The sequence below is a fragment of the Cellulosimicrobium funkei genome, from assembly GCF_900155925.1.
Taxonomy (GTDB): Bacteria; Actinomycetota; Actinomycetes; order Actinomycetales; family Cellulomonadaceae; genus Cellulosimicrobium; species Cellulosimicrobium funkei.
The window spans coordinates 1-16,350 of record NZ_FTMI01000007.1 but is presented as its reverse complement, the minus strand read 5'-3'; the positions used below and the strand labels follow the sequence as shown (position 1 = coordinate 16,350).

Here is a 16,350-nt window from a genome sequence, read left to right as displayed (position 1 = left end):
GTGTCTCGTTGCGTGTGTCGTGCTGCGCCGGGCCGCCCCGCGCCGCGGGGCCCCTCGCCCATCCTGCTAGGTCGTGGGCCGCGCCGTCGAGTCGCTCCCGGCCCTCGGTCGGTCCGTCGGCTCCGCCGCGGCGCCGTCCCCGGGACCCACGACCTCGTCGCGGGCCCGGCCCCAGGCGGCGGCGACCCGCACGGCGTCGGCGGACGCCCGGGCCGCGTGGACCCGCACGCACCACGCGCCCGACGCCGCGGCGAGGGTCGTGACCGCGGCGGTCGCGTCGTCGCGCAGGAGCGGCGGGACGGGCCGCCCGTCGGAGCGCGCGAGGAGGTGCCCGAGGAACCGCTTGCGGGACGCGCCCACGAGGACGGGCAGGCCCAGCGCCTCGAGCTCGCGCAGGCGCGCGAGCAGCGGCCAGTTCGACGACCCGGCCTTCGAGAAACCGAGACCCGGGTCGAGCACGACCTGCTCGCGCCGCACGCCCGCCGCGAGGAGCACGTCCACGCGCGCGGCCAGCTCGTCGCGCACGTCCGTGACGACGTCGTCGTAGTCCTCGAGGTCGTCCATGACGTCAGCGTGCCCGCGCCAGTGCATGCAGACGTAGGCGACGCCCGTGCGCGCGACGACGTCGGCCATCGCCGGGTCGGCGAGACCGCCGGAGACGTCGTTGACGAGCCGGGCGCCCGCCGCGACCGCGCGCTCCGCGACGACCGCGCGCGTCGTGTCGACGCTGACGACCGCCCCCTCGGCCGCGAGCGCGGAGATCACGGGGAGCACGCGCGCGAGCTCCGCCTCGACGGGCACCCGCCCCGCCCCGGGGCGGGTCGACTCCCCGCCGACGTCGAGGATGTCCGCGCCCTCGCCCAGCAGCTCGCGCCCGTGGGCGATCGCGGCGTCCGGCTCGAACCACTCGCCGCCGTCGGAGAACGAGTCGGGCGTGACGTTGACGACGCCCATGACGAGCGTGCGTCCGACGTCCGCGAGCTCCTCGAGCCCCGCGACCACGAACCGGTCCACGGGCCTAGCGCCCCAGGATGAGGCTCATCGCCTCGGCCCGCGTCGCGCCGTCTCGCATCTGGCCGCGCACCGCCGACGTGACGGTGCGCGCGCCGGGCTTGCGCACGCCGCGCATCGACATGCACAGGTGCTCGCACTCGACGACGACGATCGCGCCGCGCGGCTTGAGGTGCTCCACGAGCGCGTCCGCGACCTGCGACGTGAGCCGCTCCTGCACCTGCGGGCGGCGCGCGTACACCTCGACGAGGCGCGCGAGCTTCGACAGGCCCGTGATGCGGCCGTCCACGTTGGGGATGTACCCGACGTGCGCGACGCCGTGGAAGGGCACGAGGTGGTGCTCGCACGTCGAGTACACCTCGATGTCCTTGACGAGCACCATCTCCTCGTGGCCGAGGTCGAAGGTCGTCGTCAGGACGTCCGCGGCCTCCTGGCGCAGGCCCGCGAAGATCTCGCGGTACGCGCGCGCCACGCGGGCCGGCGTCTCGCGCAGCCCCTCGCGGTCCGGGTCCTCGCCGACGGCGAGCAGCAGCTCGCGGACGGCGGCCTCCGCGCGGTCCTGGTCGTACGGCGGGACGTCCGCGGGGGCGCGCAGGCCCTCCGCCGACCGGGCCGGTGTGATCGCTCCCGTGCCCGCCGAGGCGTCCGTGGGGGTGCCCATCAGTCCTGCCCCGGCTCGCGCACGTCCGTGACGTCCGTGGTCGTGTCGCGGCCGAGCGCGCGGTCCAGCGGGCTGTCCGCGGGCACCTCGCCGATCCGCTCCGGGGGGAGCTCGTCGTTCGCGGCCGCGGCCTCGTCCTGCGGGATCACGGGCGCGCCGTTCTGCGCCGCCTTCTCGGCGTCGGTGAGCACGGGCCCGCGCTGGGAGACGGCCCGCTGCTCGCTCGAGAGCCAGACGTCGCGCGGGGCGCGCTTCTCGACGGGGGAGAACACGCGCGCGAGCTCGGCCTGGTTCAGCGTCTCCTTCTCGAGGAGCTCGAGCACGAGGGCGTCGAGCACGTCGCGGTACTGCGTGAGCACCTCCCACGCCTCGTCGTGCGCGGCCTCGACGAGCTTGCGGACCTCGTGGTCCACCGTGCCCGCGACCGACTCCGAGTAGTCGCGCTGGTGGCCCATGTCGCGGCCGAGGAACGGCTCGCCCGAGCCGGAGCCGAGCTTGATCGCGCCGACGCGCTCGCTCATGCCGTACTCGGTGACCATCTTCCGCGCGATGGCGGTCGCCTTCTCGATGTCGTTCGAGGCGCCCGTCGTCGGGTCGTGGAACACGAGCTCCTCGGCGACGCGGCCGCCCATCGCGTACGCGAGCTGGTCGAGCAGCTCGTTGCGCGTCGTGGAGTACTTGTCCTCGGTCGGCATGACCATCGTGTACCCGAGGGCCCGGCCGCGCGGGAGGATCGTCACCTTCGTGACGGGGTCCGTGTAGCGCATGGCCGCCGCGACGAGGGCGTGGCCGCCCTCGTGGTACGCGGTGATCTTCTGCTCCTTGACGTTCATGACGCGCGTGCGCTTCTGCGGACCGGCGATCACGCGGTCGATCGCCTCGTCGAGCGCCCGGTCGTCGATGAGCTGCGCCCCGCTGCGGGCGGTGAGGAGCGCCGCCTCGTTGAGCACGTTCGCGAGGTCGGCACCGGTGAAGCCGGGCGTGCGACGCGCGACGGCCGCCAGGTCGATCTCGGGGACGATCGGCTTGCCCGCCGCGTGCACCCGCAGGATCGCCTCGCGACCCTTGAGGTCGGGCGCCTCGACCGCGATCTGGCGGTCGAAGCGGCCCGGGCGCAGGAGCGCCGGGTCGAGGATGTCGGGGCGGTTGGTCGCGGCGATGAGGATGACGTTCGTCTTGACGTCGAAGCCGTCCATCTCCACGAGGAGCTGGTTGAGCGTCTGCTCGCGCTCGTCGTGGCCGCCGCCCATGCCGGCGCCACGGTGGCGGCCGACGGCGTCGATCTCGTCGACGAAGATGATCGCGGGCGAGTTCTCCTTGGCCTGGTTGAACAGGTCGCGGACACGGCTCGCGCCGACGCCGACGAACATCTCGACGAAGTCCGAGCCGGAGATCGAGTAGAACGGCACGCCCGCCTCGCCGGCGACGGCGCGCGCGAGCAGCGTCTTGCCCGTGCCGGGAGGGCCGTAGAGCAGGACGCCCTTGGGGATCTTCGCGCCGACGGCCTGGAACTTCTCCGAGTCGGAGAGGAACTCCTTGATCTCGTGGAGCTCCTCGACCGCCTCGTCGGCGCCCGCGACGTCCGCGAACGTCACCTGCGGGGTGTCCTTCGAGACGAGCTTGGCGCGCGACTTGCCGAAGCCCATGACGCGCGAGCCGCCGCCCTGCATGCGCGACAGCAGGAACCAGAACAGCACGCCGATGATGAGGAACGGGATGAGCAGCCCGAGCAGCGAGGACCAGAACGAGGGTTGCGCGACCTCGGAGTTGTACCCGTCCTTCGGCTCCGCGGCGACGACGGCGTCGACGACCGCCTCGCCCTGCGGCTGGACGTAGTAGAACTCGACGTTCTTGCCCTTGTTCTCCTCGGTGTCCGTGCCCTCGTCGGCCACGTAGTCCTCGGACAGCGTGAGACGCACGCGCTGGTCGCCGTCCACGATGAGCGCCTGCTCGACCGTGTCGCCCGAGAGCAGCTCGAGGCCCGCGGACGTGTCGATGCGCTGGACCGTGGGGCGCGACAACGTCGCGAACGCGATCCACAGGATCACGAGGCCCAGGACGATCCAGACGATCGGCCCACTGAGAATCTTCTTGATGTTCATCGGCGACGGGGCGTGCGCCCCGGATCCCTCCGCTCGCGCAAGTGTTCGGGCTCGAAACTACACTCTGGACCTTGGCGCCTGCTGGGGATCTTCCCCCTGTTCGCCCAGGGCGTGGTCCGTACTTCCTGAGCAGCTCCCTGGGCGGTCCGGGCGGGCTCGTGGCCCGCCGCCGCCCGGCTCAGCTCGAGTAGACGTGCGGCGCGAGCGTCCCGACGAACGGCAGGTTGCGGTACTTCTCCGCGTAGTCGAGGCCGTAGCCCACGACGAACTCGTTGGGGATGTCGAAGCCGACGTAGCGCACGTCGACCTCGGTCTTCGCCGCGTCGGGCTTGCGGAGCATCGCCGCGATCTCGACCGACGCCGGGCCGCGCGAGCGGAGGTTCGACAGCAGCCACGAGAGCGTGAGGCCCGAGTCGATGATGTCCTCGACGATGAGCACGTTGCGGCCGGTGAGGTCCGCGTCGAGGTCCTTGAGGATGCGCACGACGCCCGACGACTTGGTGCCCGAGCCGTACGACGACACGGCCATCCAGTCCATCTCGACGTGGCTGTGCAGGCGGCGCGCCAGGTCCGCCATGACCATGACGGCGCCCTTGAGCACGCCGACGAGCAGGAGGTCCTTGCCCGCGTAGTCACGGTCGATCTGCGCGGCGATCTCGTCGAGCCGCGCACCGAGCTGGTCCTCGGTGAGCAGGATGTTCTCGAGGTCGCCTGCGACGTCCGATGCTTCCACGGGGGTCACTCCTGAGCTGGGGGGAGGGGGGAGGTGCCGGCCCGGCGCGTTGGCCCCGGGCCCAGGGAAAGCCTGCCACACGCGCGCGACGCCCTGCGGTCGCCCGGGAGGTGCACCGGGCCCTGGCCGCGCCACGCGGTGACGAGCGCGTCGAGCGCGTCGACGTGGACGGCGAACAGGTCGCTCCCCGGGCACCCCGCGCGCAGCGCCGCGGACCGCAGCGCACGACGCCGCAGCGCCGGGTGCGCGGCGGCGAGCGGGCCGACGTCGAGCACGACCGTCGCGCGGGACGCCGCTCCCCCGCCGGGGCCGGGGTCCGCGCCGGGGGCGGGGTCCGCGCCGGGTGGGACGAGGGCCGCCGCGAGGAGGTCGGCCGCGAGCGCGTCGAGGAGGTCGGCGTCGTCGCGCAGGAGGTCGGCGCTGCGCGCGAGCGCGGGCACCGCGCCCGGGCCGAGCACGTCGACGAGCGCCGGCACGACCCGCGCGCGGACCTGCGAGCGCAGCGGCGCGCCCGTGTTCGTGGGGTCGTCCCACCAGTCGAGCCCGAGCGTGCGGCACACCGCCTCGGTCTGCGTGCGCCGCAGGGCGAGGAACGGGCGCCGGTACGCCCCGCGCCGCGGCGCCATGCCCGCGAGCGAGCGCGCCCCCGCCCCGCGGGCGAGGCCGAGCAGCACCGTCTCGGCCTGGTCGTCGAGCGTGTGGCCCAGGAGCACCGCGCCGGCGCCGTGGGCCGCCGCGACGTCGTCGAGCGCGGCGTACCGGGCCGTCCGGGCGTGGGCCTCCGGGCCGTCGCCCGCCGTCGGGACGACGACGCGGCGCACCTCCACCGGGTCGAGCCCCAGGTCGCGGCACCGCTCGGCGGCGGCCGCCGCGACGGCGGCGCTGCCGTCCTGGAGCCCGTGGTCCACGACGACGGCGCCCGCCCGCAGCCCGAGGCGCGGCGCCACGAACGCGGTGGCGGCCGCGAGCGCCGTCGAGTCGGCGCCGCCGGAGCAGGCGACGAGCACCGTCGCCCCTGCGGGAAGGTCCGCGAGCGCGCCGCGCACGGCGTGGCGCGCGGCGGCGACGACCGGCGCCGGCCCGCCCACGGCTCAGCCGTGCACGCGGCGCACCCAGGCGCGCGCGTCGGCGATCTCGCGGGCCGTGGGCAGGTTCTCCGGGGAGGCCCACACGGCGTTGAAGCCGTCGCGCCCGACGTCCTTCTCGACCGCGCGGACGAACGCCGCCCCGTCGCGGTACTGGGCGATCTTGGCGTCCATGCCGAGCAGGCGCCGCAGCACGACGTCGAGGCCGGAGCTGCCCTCGCCGTCGCGCCGCGCGTCGAACTTGCGCCGGATGCTGCGCACCGTGCGCACGGTGCGCGGCCCGACGGCGTCCATCGCGACGTCCGCGTGGCCTTCCAGGAGCGCCATGACGGCCGTGACGTCGGCGAGCCGGTCCTGCTCCTCGGGCGTGAGGAGGCCGTCGAGGAGGGTCGTGCCCTCGCCGCGCACCGCGTGCAGGACGGCGCGCCCCACCGCGACGAGCTTGTCGCGCAGGCGGGCCTCGGCGAGGCGTCGCGACGACGCGGAGAGCTCGGTGAGGAGGTCGCCCGCGCGCGTGCGCAGGTGGTCCGCGAGCCACGGCGCCGCCGCGAACTGGAGGGCGTGCGTCTGCTCGTGCAGGCACACCCAGAGCCGGAAGTCGGCGGACCGCAGGTCGAGCGCGCGCTCGACCTGGAGCACGTTGGGCGCGACGAGCACGAGCCGGCCGGGGCCCGCCCCTGCCGCGGCCTGCCCGCTGTACGGGTCGAACTGGCCGAGGACGCGGCTCGCGAGGACCGCGAGGACCGACCCGACCTGCGCGGCGCCGACGAGGGCGGTCGCCTGCGGCACGCGACCGCTCTCCCCCACGAGCGCCTCGGTGACGCCCGTGGTGAGCGACGCCATGACCTCGGTGTTGGCCCGCGCCCAGCGCGGCCGGTCGACGACGTGCACCGTGCCCAGCGTCTCCGGGGTCCCCGCGACGGGCGTCATGCGGGTCACGTCGAGCACGTGCGGGACGGCCTCGCCCGCCGCGGTGCGCAGCCCCTCGACGAGGTCGGCCAGCTCGGCGCGCGACGCCTGGGGCCCCGGGCGCGCGAGGCGCCCGGCGATCTGCGCGGCGGCGGACCAGTCGACGACCGACCGGTCGCCGCGCGACGGGCCGTGGGGTCGGCCGTCCTGCTCGACGAGAGTCACCGGCCCACGGTAACCCGCTCGCCCGGCCGACGGGTTCGAGGACGCCCGGAGGATATACTCTCGGGATATACAACGGGAGGTCGGCATGGTGCGCACGACGGTGTTCCGCAGCAACAGGACGCAGGCGGTCCGGCTGCCCAAGGCGGTCGCGCTGCCCGACGACGTCCGGGAGGTGGACGTCCGGGCCATCGGCCGGTCACGGGTCATCACCCCGGCCGGCTCCGGGTGGGACGAGTGGTTCGAGCACGGCCTGCGCGTCGGTCCCGGCTTCCTCGCCGACCGCGACCAGGGCACCGCGGACGAGCGCGAGGCCCTGTGAGCACCCTCTACCTGCTCGACACGAACGTGCTCGTCGCCCTCCTCCGCGGGCACGGCGCGGCCGCGCGTCCGAGGCTGCGCGAGGCAGAGGGGCGCGTCGCCGTCTCGACCGTGAGCGAGATGGAGCTGGAGTACGGCGTGGAGCGCTCGCAGGACCCGGCCCGCAACCGGCAGGCGGTCGACGAGCTGCTGTCGCTCGTCGACGTGCTGCCCTTCGACAGCCTGGCGGCGATGCACGCCGGCAGGGTCCGCGCCGTCCTCGCGGCCCGCGGCACCCCTGTCGGCCCGTACGACGCGCTCCTCGCCGGGCACGCCCGGTCGCTCGGGCTCGTGCTGGTGACCAACAACGTCCGCGAGTTCTCCCGCGTGCCCGGCCTCGAGGTCGAGGACTGGCTGGCGGACGCGACGCACGGCCCCTGAACCGGGAGCCCTCCCCCAGACGTGGCGCGGCCCGTCAGGCGCTGCAGCCGCACTCCGCGAGCGACGCGACGAAGTCGTCGAGGATCAGGCGCGCGCCGTAGGTGCCGCCGTCCGGGACGGCGTCGGCCATGAGGGAGAACACGAGGAGGCGGTCGTCCGCGGTGACGACCGTCCCGGCGAGCGACGTGACGTTCGGCAGGCTGCCGGTCTTCGCGCGCACGACGCCGCGGCCCGCGTTGGCGAGGTAGCGCTCGTCGAGCGTCCCGGACAGCCCCGCGACGGGCAGGCCCACCGCGCCGGGCCGCAGCCGCGGGTGCGCAGGGTCGGCCAGGAGGCCCACGACCTCGTCGAGCTGTGCGGGCGTGACGACGGAGCCGTCGCCGAGCCCGGACAGGTCCGCGAGCGTCGCGCCCGTGAGGTCGACGCCGAGGCCCTCGACCGCCGCCCGCACGGCCTGGGTCGCGCCGGCACCCGAGCCGGGCAGGCCCGCGTCGAGCGCGACGACCCGGCCGACGACCTCGGTGATGGTGTTGTCCGAGTGCTGGAGCAGGTACGCGACGACGTCGCCGAGCGGGGCGGACTCCACCTCGCCCACCGTGCGACCCTCGCTCGGCGCCGGCGCTCGCACGACGTCCCCGGAGACGGTGACGCCCTCCTGCGCGAGCGCGGCCACGAACGCGTCGGCCGCGGCGAGGGCCGGGTCCTCCGCGCGCGGCGCGTACTCCTCGTCGGTGAGGCGCGCGATGTTCACCGCGAGCGCCGCGACGGGCGCGACGTAGCCGTTGCGCACGCTGGCAGGGTCGACGGTCGGCGCGACCGCGGGCCCGGTGAACAGCGTGTCGTCGAGGCGCAGCGAGATCGTCGTGCGTCCCGTCAGCCGCAGCTCGCCCGCGACCTGCGCGGCCAGGTCGCCGAGCCCGGCCCGGCCGTTGACCGCCGTCGGGTCCCCGGCACCCGCCGCGAGCATCATGTCGCCCCCGCCCACGAGGTACACCGTCTCCTGCCCCTCGAGGACGGCCCGGGTGGGCAGCGTGGTGTGCGCTCCCGGCGAGGTGAGCGCCGCCGCGGCGGTGAACGTCTTGAGGGTCGACGCCGGGACGTGCCCCACGCTCTCGCCGGCGGCGCCCAGCACGTCGCCCGTCACCGCGTCGGTCACGAGGACGCCCACGCGCGGGCCGAGCCGCGTGTCCGCGACGAGCCCGTCCACGAGCGCCTGCACCGCGCCGGTCGCGGGGACGGGCGCCGCGTCGTCGAGCGCCGGCAGCTCCACCTCGAGCGGCGGGGCGGCGGCCGCACCCGGCGCCTGCGGGAACGGCGGCGGCTCCGGGACGGGCGGCTCGAGCGTCAGCACGCCGGGGACGACGTCGTACGCGTCCGCCACGGCGTACCCGCCCGCGAGCGCGAGCACCACGCCGACGGCCACGCCCGTGCGCGTCGCCCAGCCCATACCTCTCCCTCGGTCCGCCCCGGCCGCCGGGGCGCGTCGTCCTCGTGCCCGTCCCGACCGGTCGCCGGTCGCCCGACCCGCCCCCCGGGCCCGCGGGCACGTGCGCATTATCACTCACGGCGTCGCCCGCCCAGGGCCGTACGGACTCTTGTGGGCGGACGTCCCGTGTCACACTAGTTCCCGCACGACGGCGTCGTCCGTCGATCATCCGACACCAGCCACCGCCCGAGCGCCGCGGTGCCGGTACGACTGGAGGAAGCAGTGGAGTTCGACGTCACGATCGAGATCCCCAAGGGGCAGCGCAACAAGTACGAGGTGGACCACGCGACCGGTCGCATCCGCCTCGACCGCATGCTCTTCACCTCGACCCGCTACCCCGACGACTACGGGTTCATCGAGGGGACGCTCGGCGAGGACGGCGACCCGCTGGACGCCCTCGTGCTGCTCGAGGAGCCCACGTTCCCGGGCTGCCTGATCCGCTGCCGCGCGCTCGGCATGTTCCGCATGCGCGACGAGGCCGGCGGCGACGACAAGGTGCTGTGCGTCCCGACGGGCGACCAGCGCGCCGCGTGGCGCCAGGACATCGACGACGTGTCCGACTTCCACCGCCTGGAGATCCAGCACTTCTTCGAGGTCTACAAGGACCTGGAGCCCGGCAAGTCCGTCGAGGGCGCGCACTGGGTCGGCCGCGCCGACGCCGAGGCCGAGATCGAGCGCTCCCTGCAGCGCGCCATCGACTCCGGGTACCACACGCCGGGCCACTGACCGGCTCGTCCCCCCGTACGACGGCGGCCGCCCACCTCACGAGGTGGGCGGCCGCCGTCGTGCGTCACCGCTACGGTCGGCCCGCGTACGGCATCGCGTCGGCCCAGCGCATCGCGACCTCGTGCACGGGGCTGCCGGGCTGCCGCGCCTCGATCATCATCCCGCCGCCGGTGTACATCGCGACGTGGCGGATGGTCGACGGGTTCGACGTGTCGTTGGCGTAGAAGATGAGGTCGCCCGGGCGGAGGCGGTCGTAGGAGATCTTCTGCACGCGCTGGTACTGCGAGCGCGACGTCCGGGTGATGTCGACGCCCGCGGCGGCCCACGCGCGGGACGTGAGGCCCGAGCAGTCGTAGCCCGGCCCGGTGCCGCCGAACACGTACGGCGCGCCGATCTTCGTGCGCGCCCACGCGACGGCGGCCTGACCCTGGGCGCCGTTCCCCACGCCCGTGCCGGGCGGCGGCGTGACCACGGGCGGCGGGGCGGGAGCAGGCGGAGGCGCCGGAGCCGGGGCAGGCGCTGGGGCGGGAGCCGGCGCCGGGGCGGGAGCGGGGGCCGGAGCCGGGGCGGGAGCCGGGTTCTGCGCGGCCGGGGCGGCCGGGGCGGACGGCGCCGCCGCCGGCGTTCCCGCAGCGGGCGGCGCGACCCGCTCCCGGGCCGCGCTCTCGCGCGCGCTCGCGGCCTGCGCGTCGAGCGCGTCCTGGCGCTCCCGCTCGACGTCGACGCTCGTGGCCCGGGCCTGCGCGAGCTCGGCGAGCAGCGTCTCCCGGCGCGCCGCGGACTCCTGCACGGCCTCGTCGAGCGCCCCGGAGGAGACCTGGGCGGCGGCCAGCGCGTCGCGCGCTCGGTCCTCGACCTCGGCCTGGTGCGCGAGCGCCGCGTCGGCCCGCGCGCGGGCCGTGTCCGCGACGGCGCGCGCCGTCGCGTGCGTCTCGACCGCACGGCCGGCGGTGCGGCCCGCGACGCGCTCGGCGTTCTCGCGCGCGACGACCTGCTCGACGCCGTCCGCGTCCAGGACCGTCCGCAGGGCGTCGAGCTCCGTCGAGCCCTGGCGTGACGCGCGGAAGAGGGCGCCGACGGAGGCCCGCGCCTCGGACTCGCCCGACCGGGCCGTCGCGAGCGCCGCCTGGGCGTCGCGCACCTCCGCGTCGGCGGCCTCGAGCTCGCCCTGCGCCGCGGCGTACTCCTCCGCCGCCGTCTCGACGGCCGCGACCGCGGACGCGTGCCGGTCGCGCAGCGCCGCGAGCTCGCGCTCGACCGTCGCGACGTCCCGTGACGCGCCGTCGGCGGCCTCGCGCGCGGCGCGCACGTCGTCGTCCGACGGCGCGGACGACGCGGTCGGGGCGAGGCCCACGCCGAGCGCGAGCACGAGCGCTCCGGCGGCCCCCGCCACGGCGACGCGACGGCACGGCGCGCTCCGGGTCACGCGGTTCATCAACCCCTCCTCGGCGTGTCTCGTTGACAGCACTCGCACGAGTCTGCCCGGGACGCCAGCTTCGCGCGATCCGAGCAGTCGCGGACTTCTCACAATGTGGTCTCGCATGCTGAGAAGGGCCTACCGGGTTGCCGACGACGCGCCTAGCCTCGGCCTCATGTCCCGTCGAATGTGTCGCTGACCCGAGCGCACGTTCGCCTGCCCGCGAGCCGTCGTCGACGACGCCCTCGCCGCGGCATCCCGTCCCGCGTGCGCCTCTCGCCGCGGTCGACGACCCGTCCCCGCCGCACCCGCCCCGGTGCACCCTCACGCCGCCGTCCCACCCCACCCGCAGGAGAGCAACCATGAGCACCGACACCGACACCGCCCCCGCCTGGTCCTTCGAGACGCGCCAGGTCCACGCCGGCCAGACCGCCGACCCGACGACCGGCGCCCGCGCGCTCCCGATCTACCAGACCACGTCGTTCGTCTTCCCGGACGCCTCGGTCGCGGCCGACCGCTTCGCGCTCAAGGACCTCGGCCCGATCTACACGCGCATCGGCAACCCGACGCAGGAGGTCGTGGAGAACCGCATCGCCTCGCTCGAGGGCGGCGTCGGCGCGCTGCTCCTCGCGTCCGGGCAGGCCGCGACGACGTTCGCGATCCTCAACGTCGCCGAGGCGGGCGACCACGTCGTCGCCTCCCCGAGCCTGTACGGCGGCACCTACAACCTCCTGCAGTACTCGCTCGCCAAGCTCGGGGTCGAGACGACGTTCGTCGCCGACCCGCACGACCCGCAGGCCTGGCGCGACGCCGTGCGCCCGAACACCAAGCTGTTCTTCGGCGAGACGATCCCGAACCCGCAGGCCGACGTCCTCGACATCGAGGCCGTCGCGGCGGTCGCGCACGAGGTCGGTGTCCCGCTGATCGTCGACAACACGGTCGCCACGCCCTACCTGCTGCGCCCGCTCGAGCACGGGGCGGACGTCGTCGTGCACTCCGCGACGAAGTACCTCGGCGGCCACGGCTCCGCGATCGGCGGCGTGATCGTCGACGGCGGCACGTTCGACTACGCGGCGCACCCGGAGCGGTTCCCGAACTACAACACGCCCGACCCCTCGTACAACGGTCTCGTCTACGCGCGCGACCTCGGCGTGGGCGGCATCCTCGGTGCCAACCTCGCGTACGTGCTCAAGGCGCGCGTCCAGCTCCTGCGCGACCTGGGCTCGGCGATCTCGCCCTTCAACGCGTTCCTCATCGCGCAGGGCATCGAGACGCTGTCGCTCCGCGTCGAGCGCCACGTCGCCAACGCGCAGAAGGTCGCCGAGTGGCTCGAGGCGCGCGACGACGTCCGGACCGTCCACTACGCGGGCCTGCCCTCGAGCCCGTGGCACGCGAACGCGCAGAAGTACCTGCCGCGCGGCGCGGGCGCGGTCCTCGCGTTCGAGCTCGACGGCGGCAGCGACGCCGGGCAGGCGTTCGTCTCCGCGCTGCAGCTCCACTCGAACGTGGCGAACATCGGCGACGTCCGGTCGCTCGTCATCCACCCGGCGTCGACGACGCACGCCCAGCTCAGCCCCGAGGAGCAGGCGAAGTCCGGCGTGACGCCGGGCCTGGTCCGCCTCGCGGTCGGCATCGAGCACGTCGACGACATCCTCGCCGACCTCGAGCTCGGGTTCACCGCCGCCAAGTCGGCGCTGGGCTCCTGACCGGCCGACGACGGGCGCGACGATGACGGATCTGGACAGCCGGGGCGCCCTGGGCGCCCCGGCCGTACAGTGGCCGACGGTGACCCCGGTGAACGACGAGCTCCTCTCCCCCGCCCCCGACGCCCGCTCCGGCGCGCGGCCGGGCGACTCGTCGACGCACGGCGTGGCGCCGTCGCGCGCGCGGGTGAAGGCCCCGGTCCCGGCGACCGGGGCGTGGCGCGAGGGCGACCCGGCGGGCCGGCGACGCTTCGCCGACGTCGGCACGTTCGACCTCGAGTCCGGCGCCCGCCTGCCCGACGTCCGGGTCGCGTACGAGACGTGGGGCACGCTCGCGCCCGACGGGTCGAACGCCGTCCTCGTGCTGCACGCCCTCACCGGCGACTCGCACGTGAGCGGCCCCGCCGGCCCGGGGCACGTCACCGCGGGCTGGTGGGAGTCGCTCGTGGGGCCCGGCGCCCCGATCGACACCGACCGCTGGTTCGTCGTCGCGCCCAACGTGCTCGGCGGCTGCCAGGGCACCACCGGACCGGCGTCGACCGCGCCCGACGGCCGCCCGTGGGGCAGCCGGTTCCCGCGCGTCACGACGCGCGACCAGGTCGCGGTCGAGATCGAGCTCGCCCGGACGCTCGGCGTCACGTCGTGGGCGTTCGTCGTCGGCGCCTCGATGGGTGGGCACCGCGTGCTGGAGTGGGCGCTCCTCGGGCCCGAGGCCGGGGTCGACGTCGTCTCGCTCGCCGCGATCGCGACCGCCGCCCAGACCACGGGCGACCAGATCGCCTGGGCCCACCCGCAGCTCGGCGCCGTCCGCGCGGACCCGGGCTTCCGCGGCGGCGACTACTACGACGCCGCGGACGGCGACGGTCCGCACGTCGGGCTCGGCATCGCCCGGCAGATCGCTCACGCCACCTACCGGTCCGCGCGCGAGCTCGACGACCGCTTCGGCCGGCTGCCGCAGGGCGGCGAGGACCCGTTCACCGACGGCCGCTACGCCGTGCAGTCCTACCTCGACCACCACGGGGACAAGCTCGCGCGGCGGTTCGACGCGAACTCGTACGTCGTGCTCACCGAGTCGATGCTCACGCACGACCTCGGGCGCGACCGCGGCGGCGTCGAGGCGGCGCTCGCGCAGATCACCGCGCACGCGCTCGTCGTCGCCGTCGACACCGACCGGCTGTTCCTCCCCGCCGACTGCGCGCGCATCGCCGCCGGCATCCCCGGCGCCGAGCCCCTGCGGACGCTCACGAGCGACTTCGGGCACGACGGCTTCCTCATCGAGTTCGACCAGCTCGGACCGATCGTCGCCGACTTCCTGGGCGAGCGGGCGCGCGTGCGCGACTGACGCATCGCCGTTGGGGCAGGTCCTGGGGGGATGCTCCCGGGCGGGCCCCATGGTCGGAGCACGGGCCGGACCGTAGGTTGGTCCCATGCTCGCCGCCTACGCCGACCGCACCGACCCCGACGACCCCCTGGCCGGCCTCGTCGTCGGGGACCGCCCCGAGCCCGCGTCCCGCGAGCACTGGACCACGGTCGACGTGCGCGCCGCGTCGCTCAACCACCACGACCTCTGGTCGCTGCGCGGCGTCGGGCTGCCCGCCGACCGCCTGCCCATGATCCTCGGGACCGACGCCGCCGGCGTCGCCCCCGACGGCTCCGAGGTCGTCGTGCACGCCGTGGTCGGTGCGGACGGGCACGGTGTCGGGCCCACCGAGCGTCGATCCCTGCTGTCCGAGCGGTACCCGGGCACGCTCGCGGAGCGCGTCGCCGTCCCGACCCACAACCTCGTCCCCAAGCCGCCCGAGCTGACCTTCGTCGAGGCCGCGTGCGTCCCGACGGCGTGGCTCACGGCCTACCGCATGCTCTTCACCGCCGGTGGCGCCGCCCCCGGGGACCGCGTCCTCGTGCAGGGCGCGGGCGGCGGGGTCGCGACGGCGGCCGTCGCGCTCGGCGCCGCCGCGGGGCTCGAGACGTGGGTGACCTCCCGCTCCGCGGCGAAGCGCGCCGGAGCGGCCCGCCTCGGGGCGGCGGCGACGTTCGAGCCCGGCGCCCGCCTGCCCGCGCCCGTCGACGTCGTCGTCGAGACGGTCGGGCAGGCCACGTGGAGCCACTCGCTGCGGTCCGTGCGACCGGGCGGCACCGTCGTCGTGGCGGGCGCCACGAGCGGCGACGCGTCGCCCGCCGAGCTCACACGCGTGTTCTTCCACGAGATCCGCGTGCAGGGCGTGACCATGGGCTCGCGCCACGACCTCGCCGCGCTCCTGCGGTTCCTCGCACGGAGCGAGGTGCGCCCCGTCGTCGACCAGGTGCTCCCCCTCGACCGCGCGCGCGACGGCCTCGCGCGGCTCGCGGCCGGCGACCACTTCGGCAAGGTGGTGCTCACGCCGTGACGTCCGCGGCCTGGGCCCCCGACGTGCTCGGGGCAGAGTTCGAGCAGCGCACCGTCGAGCTGGAGCCCGACGACGAGGGCGACGTCGTCGTCACGGTCGTCCGGCACGTCCCGCCCACGGAGGAGCCCCTGCGCCCCGCGCGCGCGGTGCTCTACATCCACGGCTGGAGCGACTACTTCTTCCAGACCGAGCTCGCCCAGACCTGGCACGGCCTCGGCGCGGCGTTCTACGCCGTCGACCTGCGCAAGTACGGTCGCAGCCTGCGCCCGCACCAGACCCCCGGGTACGCGGACCACCTCGAGGAGTACGACGCCGACATCGCCGCCGCGCTGGACGTCGTGCGGGAGGACCTCGGGGCGCACGTCGCGATCATGCTCATGGGGCACTCGACCGGCGGTCTCGTCGCGGCGCTGTGGGCGCACCGGCACCCCGGCGTCGTGCGTGGCCTGGTGCTCAACAGCCCGTGGCTGGAGCTGCAGGGGTCGTCGGTCGCGCGGACCGTCTCCGGCCCCGCGATCCGCCAGCTCGCCCGCTTCCAGCCCCGTGCCCCGCTCCCCAACGTCGATCCCGGCTACTACGCCCGGACGCTCCGGGACCGGGAGGACGGCACGTGGACCATCGACGACGCGTGGCGCCCCGTCCCGTCGTTCCCCGTCCGCGCGGGATGGCTGCGCGCGATCATCTCCGGCCACGCGCGCGTCGCGGCCGGCCTGGCGATCGACTGCCCCGTGCTCGTGCTGCTCGCCGAGAGGTCGCTGTTCAGCACGCGGTGGACGGAGGACATGCGCGCCGCAGACATCGTGCTCGACGTCGAGCCGCTCGCCCGCCGGGCCTCGCACCTGGGTAGCGTCGTCACCCTGGTACGTATCCCTGGCGGCATGCACGACCTGTCGCTCTCGGCGCCGGAACCCCGGTCACGCTTCTTCGCGGAGATCGTCCGGTGGTCGGCGGCGTACGGCTGGTCCTGAGCGACACTCGTCCGCTCTCACATCCTCGTTCGCCCGTCCGTGCGGCCCGACGACGGCCCAGGACGTGCCGGCACCGACACGTCCGTCGCGTGGTGTGGGGGTATGCGGAAATGCCGAAGGCCCACCCCGTGTGGGGTGGGCCTTCGGTGAAGGGTTGTCCGGCGGCGTCCTACTCTCCCACCCCGTCTCCAGGGCAGTA

At 75.3% G+C, this 16,350-nt stretch carries 15 protein-coding genes; 7 read left to right on the top strand and 8 right to left on the bottom strand.

Features of this window, described 5'->3' with window-relative positions:
• Positions 1-66: 66 nt before the first annotated feature.
• The 6 genes from folP to BXA05_RS16260 form a co-directional block, all read right to left on the bottom strand.
• The gene (gene folP / locus BXA05_RS16285) at positions 67-954 is read right to left on the bottom strand and encodes a dihydropteroate synthase (RefSeq protein ID WP_083711990.1); all 888 of its coding nucleotides are present in this window, start codon (positions 952-954) and stop codon (positions 67-69) included.
• A gap of 64 nt (positions 955-1,018) precedes the next feature.
• The gene (gene folE, locus BXA05_RS16280; RefSeq protein WP_061269264.1) at positions 1,019-1,672 is read right to left on the bottom strand and encodes a GTP cyclohydrolase I FolE; all 654 of its coding nucleotides are present in this window, start codon (positions 1,670-1,672) and stop codon (positions 1,019-1,021) included.
• Entirely contained in the window at positions 1,672-3,774 is a 2,103-nt protein-coding gene (ftsH, locus tag BXA05_RS16275) for an ATP-dependent zinc metalloprotease FtsH (RefSeq protein WP_043659730.1), read from the bottom strand. Before ftsH ends, folE begins: the two co-directional genes overlap by 1 nt.
• A gap of 178 nt (positions 3,775-3,952) precedes the next feature.
• The gene (hpt, locus tag BXA05_RS16270; protein WP_021479810.1) at positions 3,953-4,507 is read right to left on the bottom strand and encodes a hypoxanthine phosphoribosyltransferase; all 555 of its coding nucleotides are present in this window, start codon (positions 4,505-4,507) and stop codon (positions 3,953-3,955) included.
• A gap of 5 nt (positions 4,508-4,512) precedes the next feature.
• Complete coding sequence (gene tilS / locus BXA05_RS16265) at positions 4,513-5,595, bottom strand: tRNA lysidine(34) synthetase TilS (RefSeq protein WP_076406145.1); 1,083 nt, start codon at positions 5,593-5,595, stop codon at positions 4,513-4,515.
• 3 nt (positions 5,596-5,598) lie between these two features.
• Complete coding sequence (locus tag BXA05_RS16260; RefSeq protein ID WP_076406143.1) at positions 5,599-6,726, bottom strand: Rv3626c family coenzyme F420 biosynthesis-associated protein; 1,128 nt, start codon at positions 6,724-6,726, stop codon at positions 5,599-5,601.
• Between the two features lie 85 nt (positions 6,727-6,811).
• On the opposite strand from BXA05_RS16260, the gene vapB reads away from it, so the two are divergent.
• A complete protein-coding gene (vapB, locus tag BXA05_RS16255) occupies positions 6,812-7,045 on the top strand; it encodes a type II toxin-antitoxin system VapB family antitoxin (RefSeq protein ID WP_009863886.1) in 234 nt (77 codons plus the stop codon).
• A complete protein-coding gene (locus BXA05_RS16250) occupies positions 7,042-7,464 on the top strand; it encodes a type II toxin-antitoxin system VapC family toxin (RefSeq protein ID WP_021482084.1) in 423 nt (140 codons plus the stop codon). The genes vapB and BXA05_RS16250 overlap by 4 nt, the downstream gene beginning before the upstream one ends.
• Positions 7,465-7,498: 34 nt before the next feature.
• Here the strand turns inward: BXA05_RS16250 and dacB are convergent, their stop codons facing one another.
• Complete coding sequence (gene dacB, locus BXA05_RS16245; protein WP_061269268.1) at positions 7,499-8,911, bottom strand: D-alanyl-D-alanine carboxypeptidase/D-alanyl-D-alanine endopeptidase; 1,413 nt, start codon at positions 8,909-8,911, stop codon at positions 7,499-7,501.
• Positions 8,912-9,172: 261 nt separating this feature from the next.
• Here dacB and BXA05_RS16240 point away from each other — a divergent pair, with 261 nt between their 5' ends.
• Positions 9,173-9,676: an inorganic diphosphatase gene (locus tag BXA05_RS16240; protein ID WP_034655165.1), complete on the top strand. Its 504-nt coding sequence runs from the start codon at positions 9,173-9,175 to the stop codon at positions 9,674-9,676.
• 70 nt (positions 9,677-9,746) lie between these two features.
• Here the strand turns inward: BXA05_RS16240 and BXA05_RS16235 are convergent, their stop codons facing one another.
• Entirely contained in the window at positions 9,747-11,111 is a 1,365-nt protein-coding gene (locus BXA05_RS16235; RefSeq protein ID WP_076406141.1) for a C40 family peptidase, read from the bottom strand.
• A 344-nt stretch (positions 11,112-11,455) separates the two neighbouring features.
• On the opposite strand from BXA05_RS16235, the gene BXA05_RS16230 reads away from it, so the two are divergent.
• The 4 genes from BXA05_RS16230 (at position 11,456) to BXA05_RS16215 (ending at position 16,151) form a co-directional block, all read left to right on the top strand.
• Complete coding sequence (locus tag BXA05_RS16230) at positions 11,456-12,799, top strand: bifunctional o-acetylhomoserine/o-acetylserine sulfhydrylase (protein ID WP_076406139.1); 1,344 nt, start codon at positions 11,456-11,458, stop codon at positions 12,797-12,799.
• Between the two features lie 22 nt (positions 12,800-12,821).
• Positions 12,822-14,138, top strand: coding sequence for a homoserine O-acetyltransferase MetX (gene metX / locus BXA05_RS16225; protein WP_082774869.1), 1,317 nt, complete (start codon positions 12,822-12,824; stop codon positions 14,136-14,138).
• A gap of 85 nt (positions 14,139-14,223) precedes the next feature.
• On the top strand, positions 14,224-15,183 hold the full coding sequence (locus BXA05_RS16220; protein WP_076406137.1) for a zinc-binding dehydrogenase: 960 nt from the start codon (positions 14,224-14,226) through the stop codon (positions 15,181-15,183).
• Positions 15,180-16,151, top strand: coding sequence for an alpha/beta hydrolase (locus BXA05_RS16215; protein ID WP_076406135.1), 972 nt, complete (start codon positions 15,180-15,182; stop codon positions 16,149-16,151). The genes BXA05_RS16220 and BXA05_RS16215 overlap by 4 nt, the downstream gene beginning before the upstream one ends.
• The last annotated feature ends 199 nt before the right edge of the window (positions 16,152-16,350 follow it).

Bases quoted from the DNA above. Each gene is read 5' to 3' on its own strand.
- folP (WP_083711990.1), bottom strand. From the start codon at position 954: ATGGGCGTCGTCAACGTCACGCCCGACTCGTTCTCCGACGGCGGCGAG.
- folE (WP_061269264.1), bottom strand. From the start codon at position 1,672: ATGGGCACCCCCACGGACGCCTCGGCGGGCACGGGAGCGATCACACCG.
- ftsH (WP_043659730.1), bottom strand. From the start codon at position 3,774: ATGAACATCAAGAAGATTCTCAGTGGGCCGATCGTCTGGATCGTCCTG.
- vapB (WP_009863886.1), top strand. From the start codon at position 6,812: ATGGTGCGCACGACGGTGTTCCGCAGCAACAGGACGCAGGCGGTCCGG.
- dacB (WP_061269268.1), bottom strand. From the start codon at position 8,911: ATGGGCTGGGCGACGCGCACGGGCGTGGCCGTCGGCGTGGTGCTCGCG.
- BXA05_RS16235 (WP_076406141.1), bottom strand. From the start codon at position 11,111: ATGAACCGCGTGACCCGGAGCGCGCCGTGCCGTCGCGTCGCCGTGGCG.
- BXA05_RS16230 (WP_076406139.1), top strand. From the start codon at position 11,456: ATGAGCACCGACACCGACACCGCCCCCGCCTGGTCCTTCGAGACGCGC.
- metX (WP_082774869.1), top strand. From the start codon at position 12,822: ATGACGGATCTGGACAGCCGGGGCGCCCTGGGCGCCCCGGCCGTACAG.
- BXA05_RS16220 (WP_076406137.1), top strand. From the start codon at position 14,224: ATGCTCGCCGCCTACGCCGACCGCACCGACCCCGACGACCCCCTGGCC.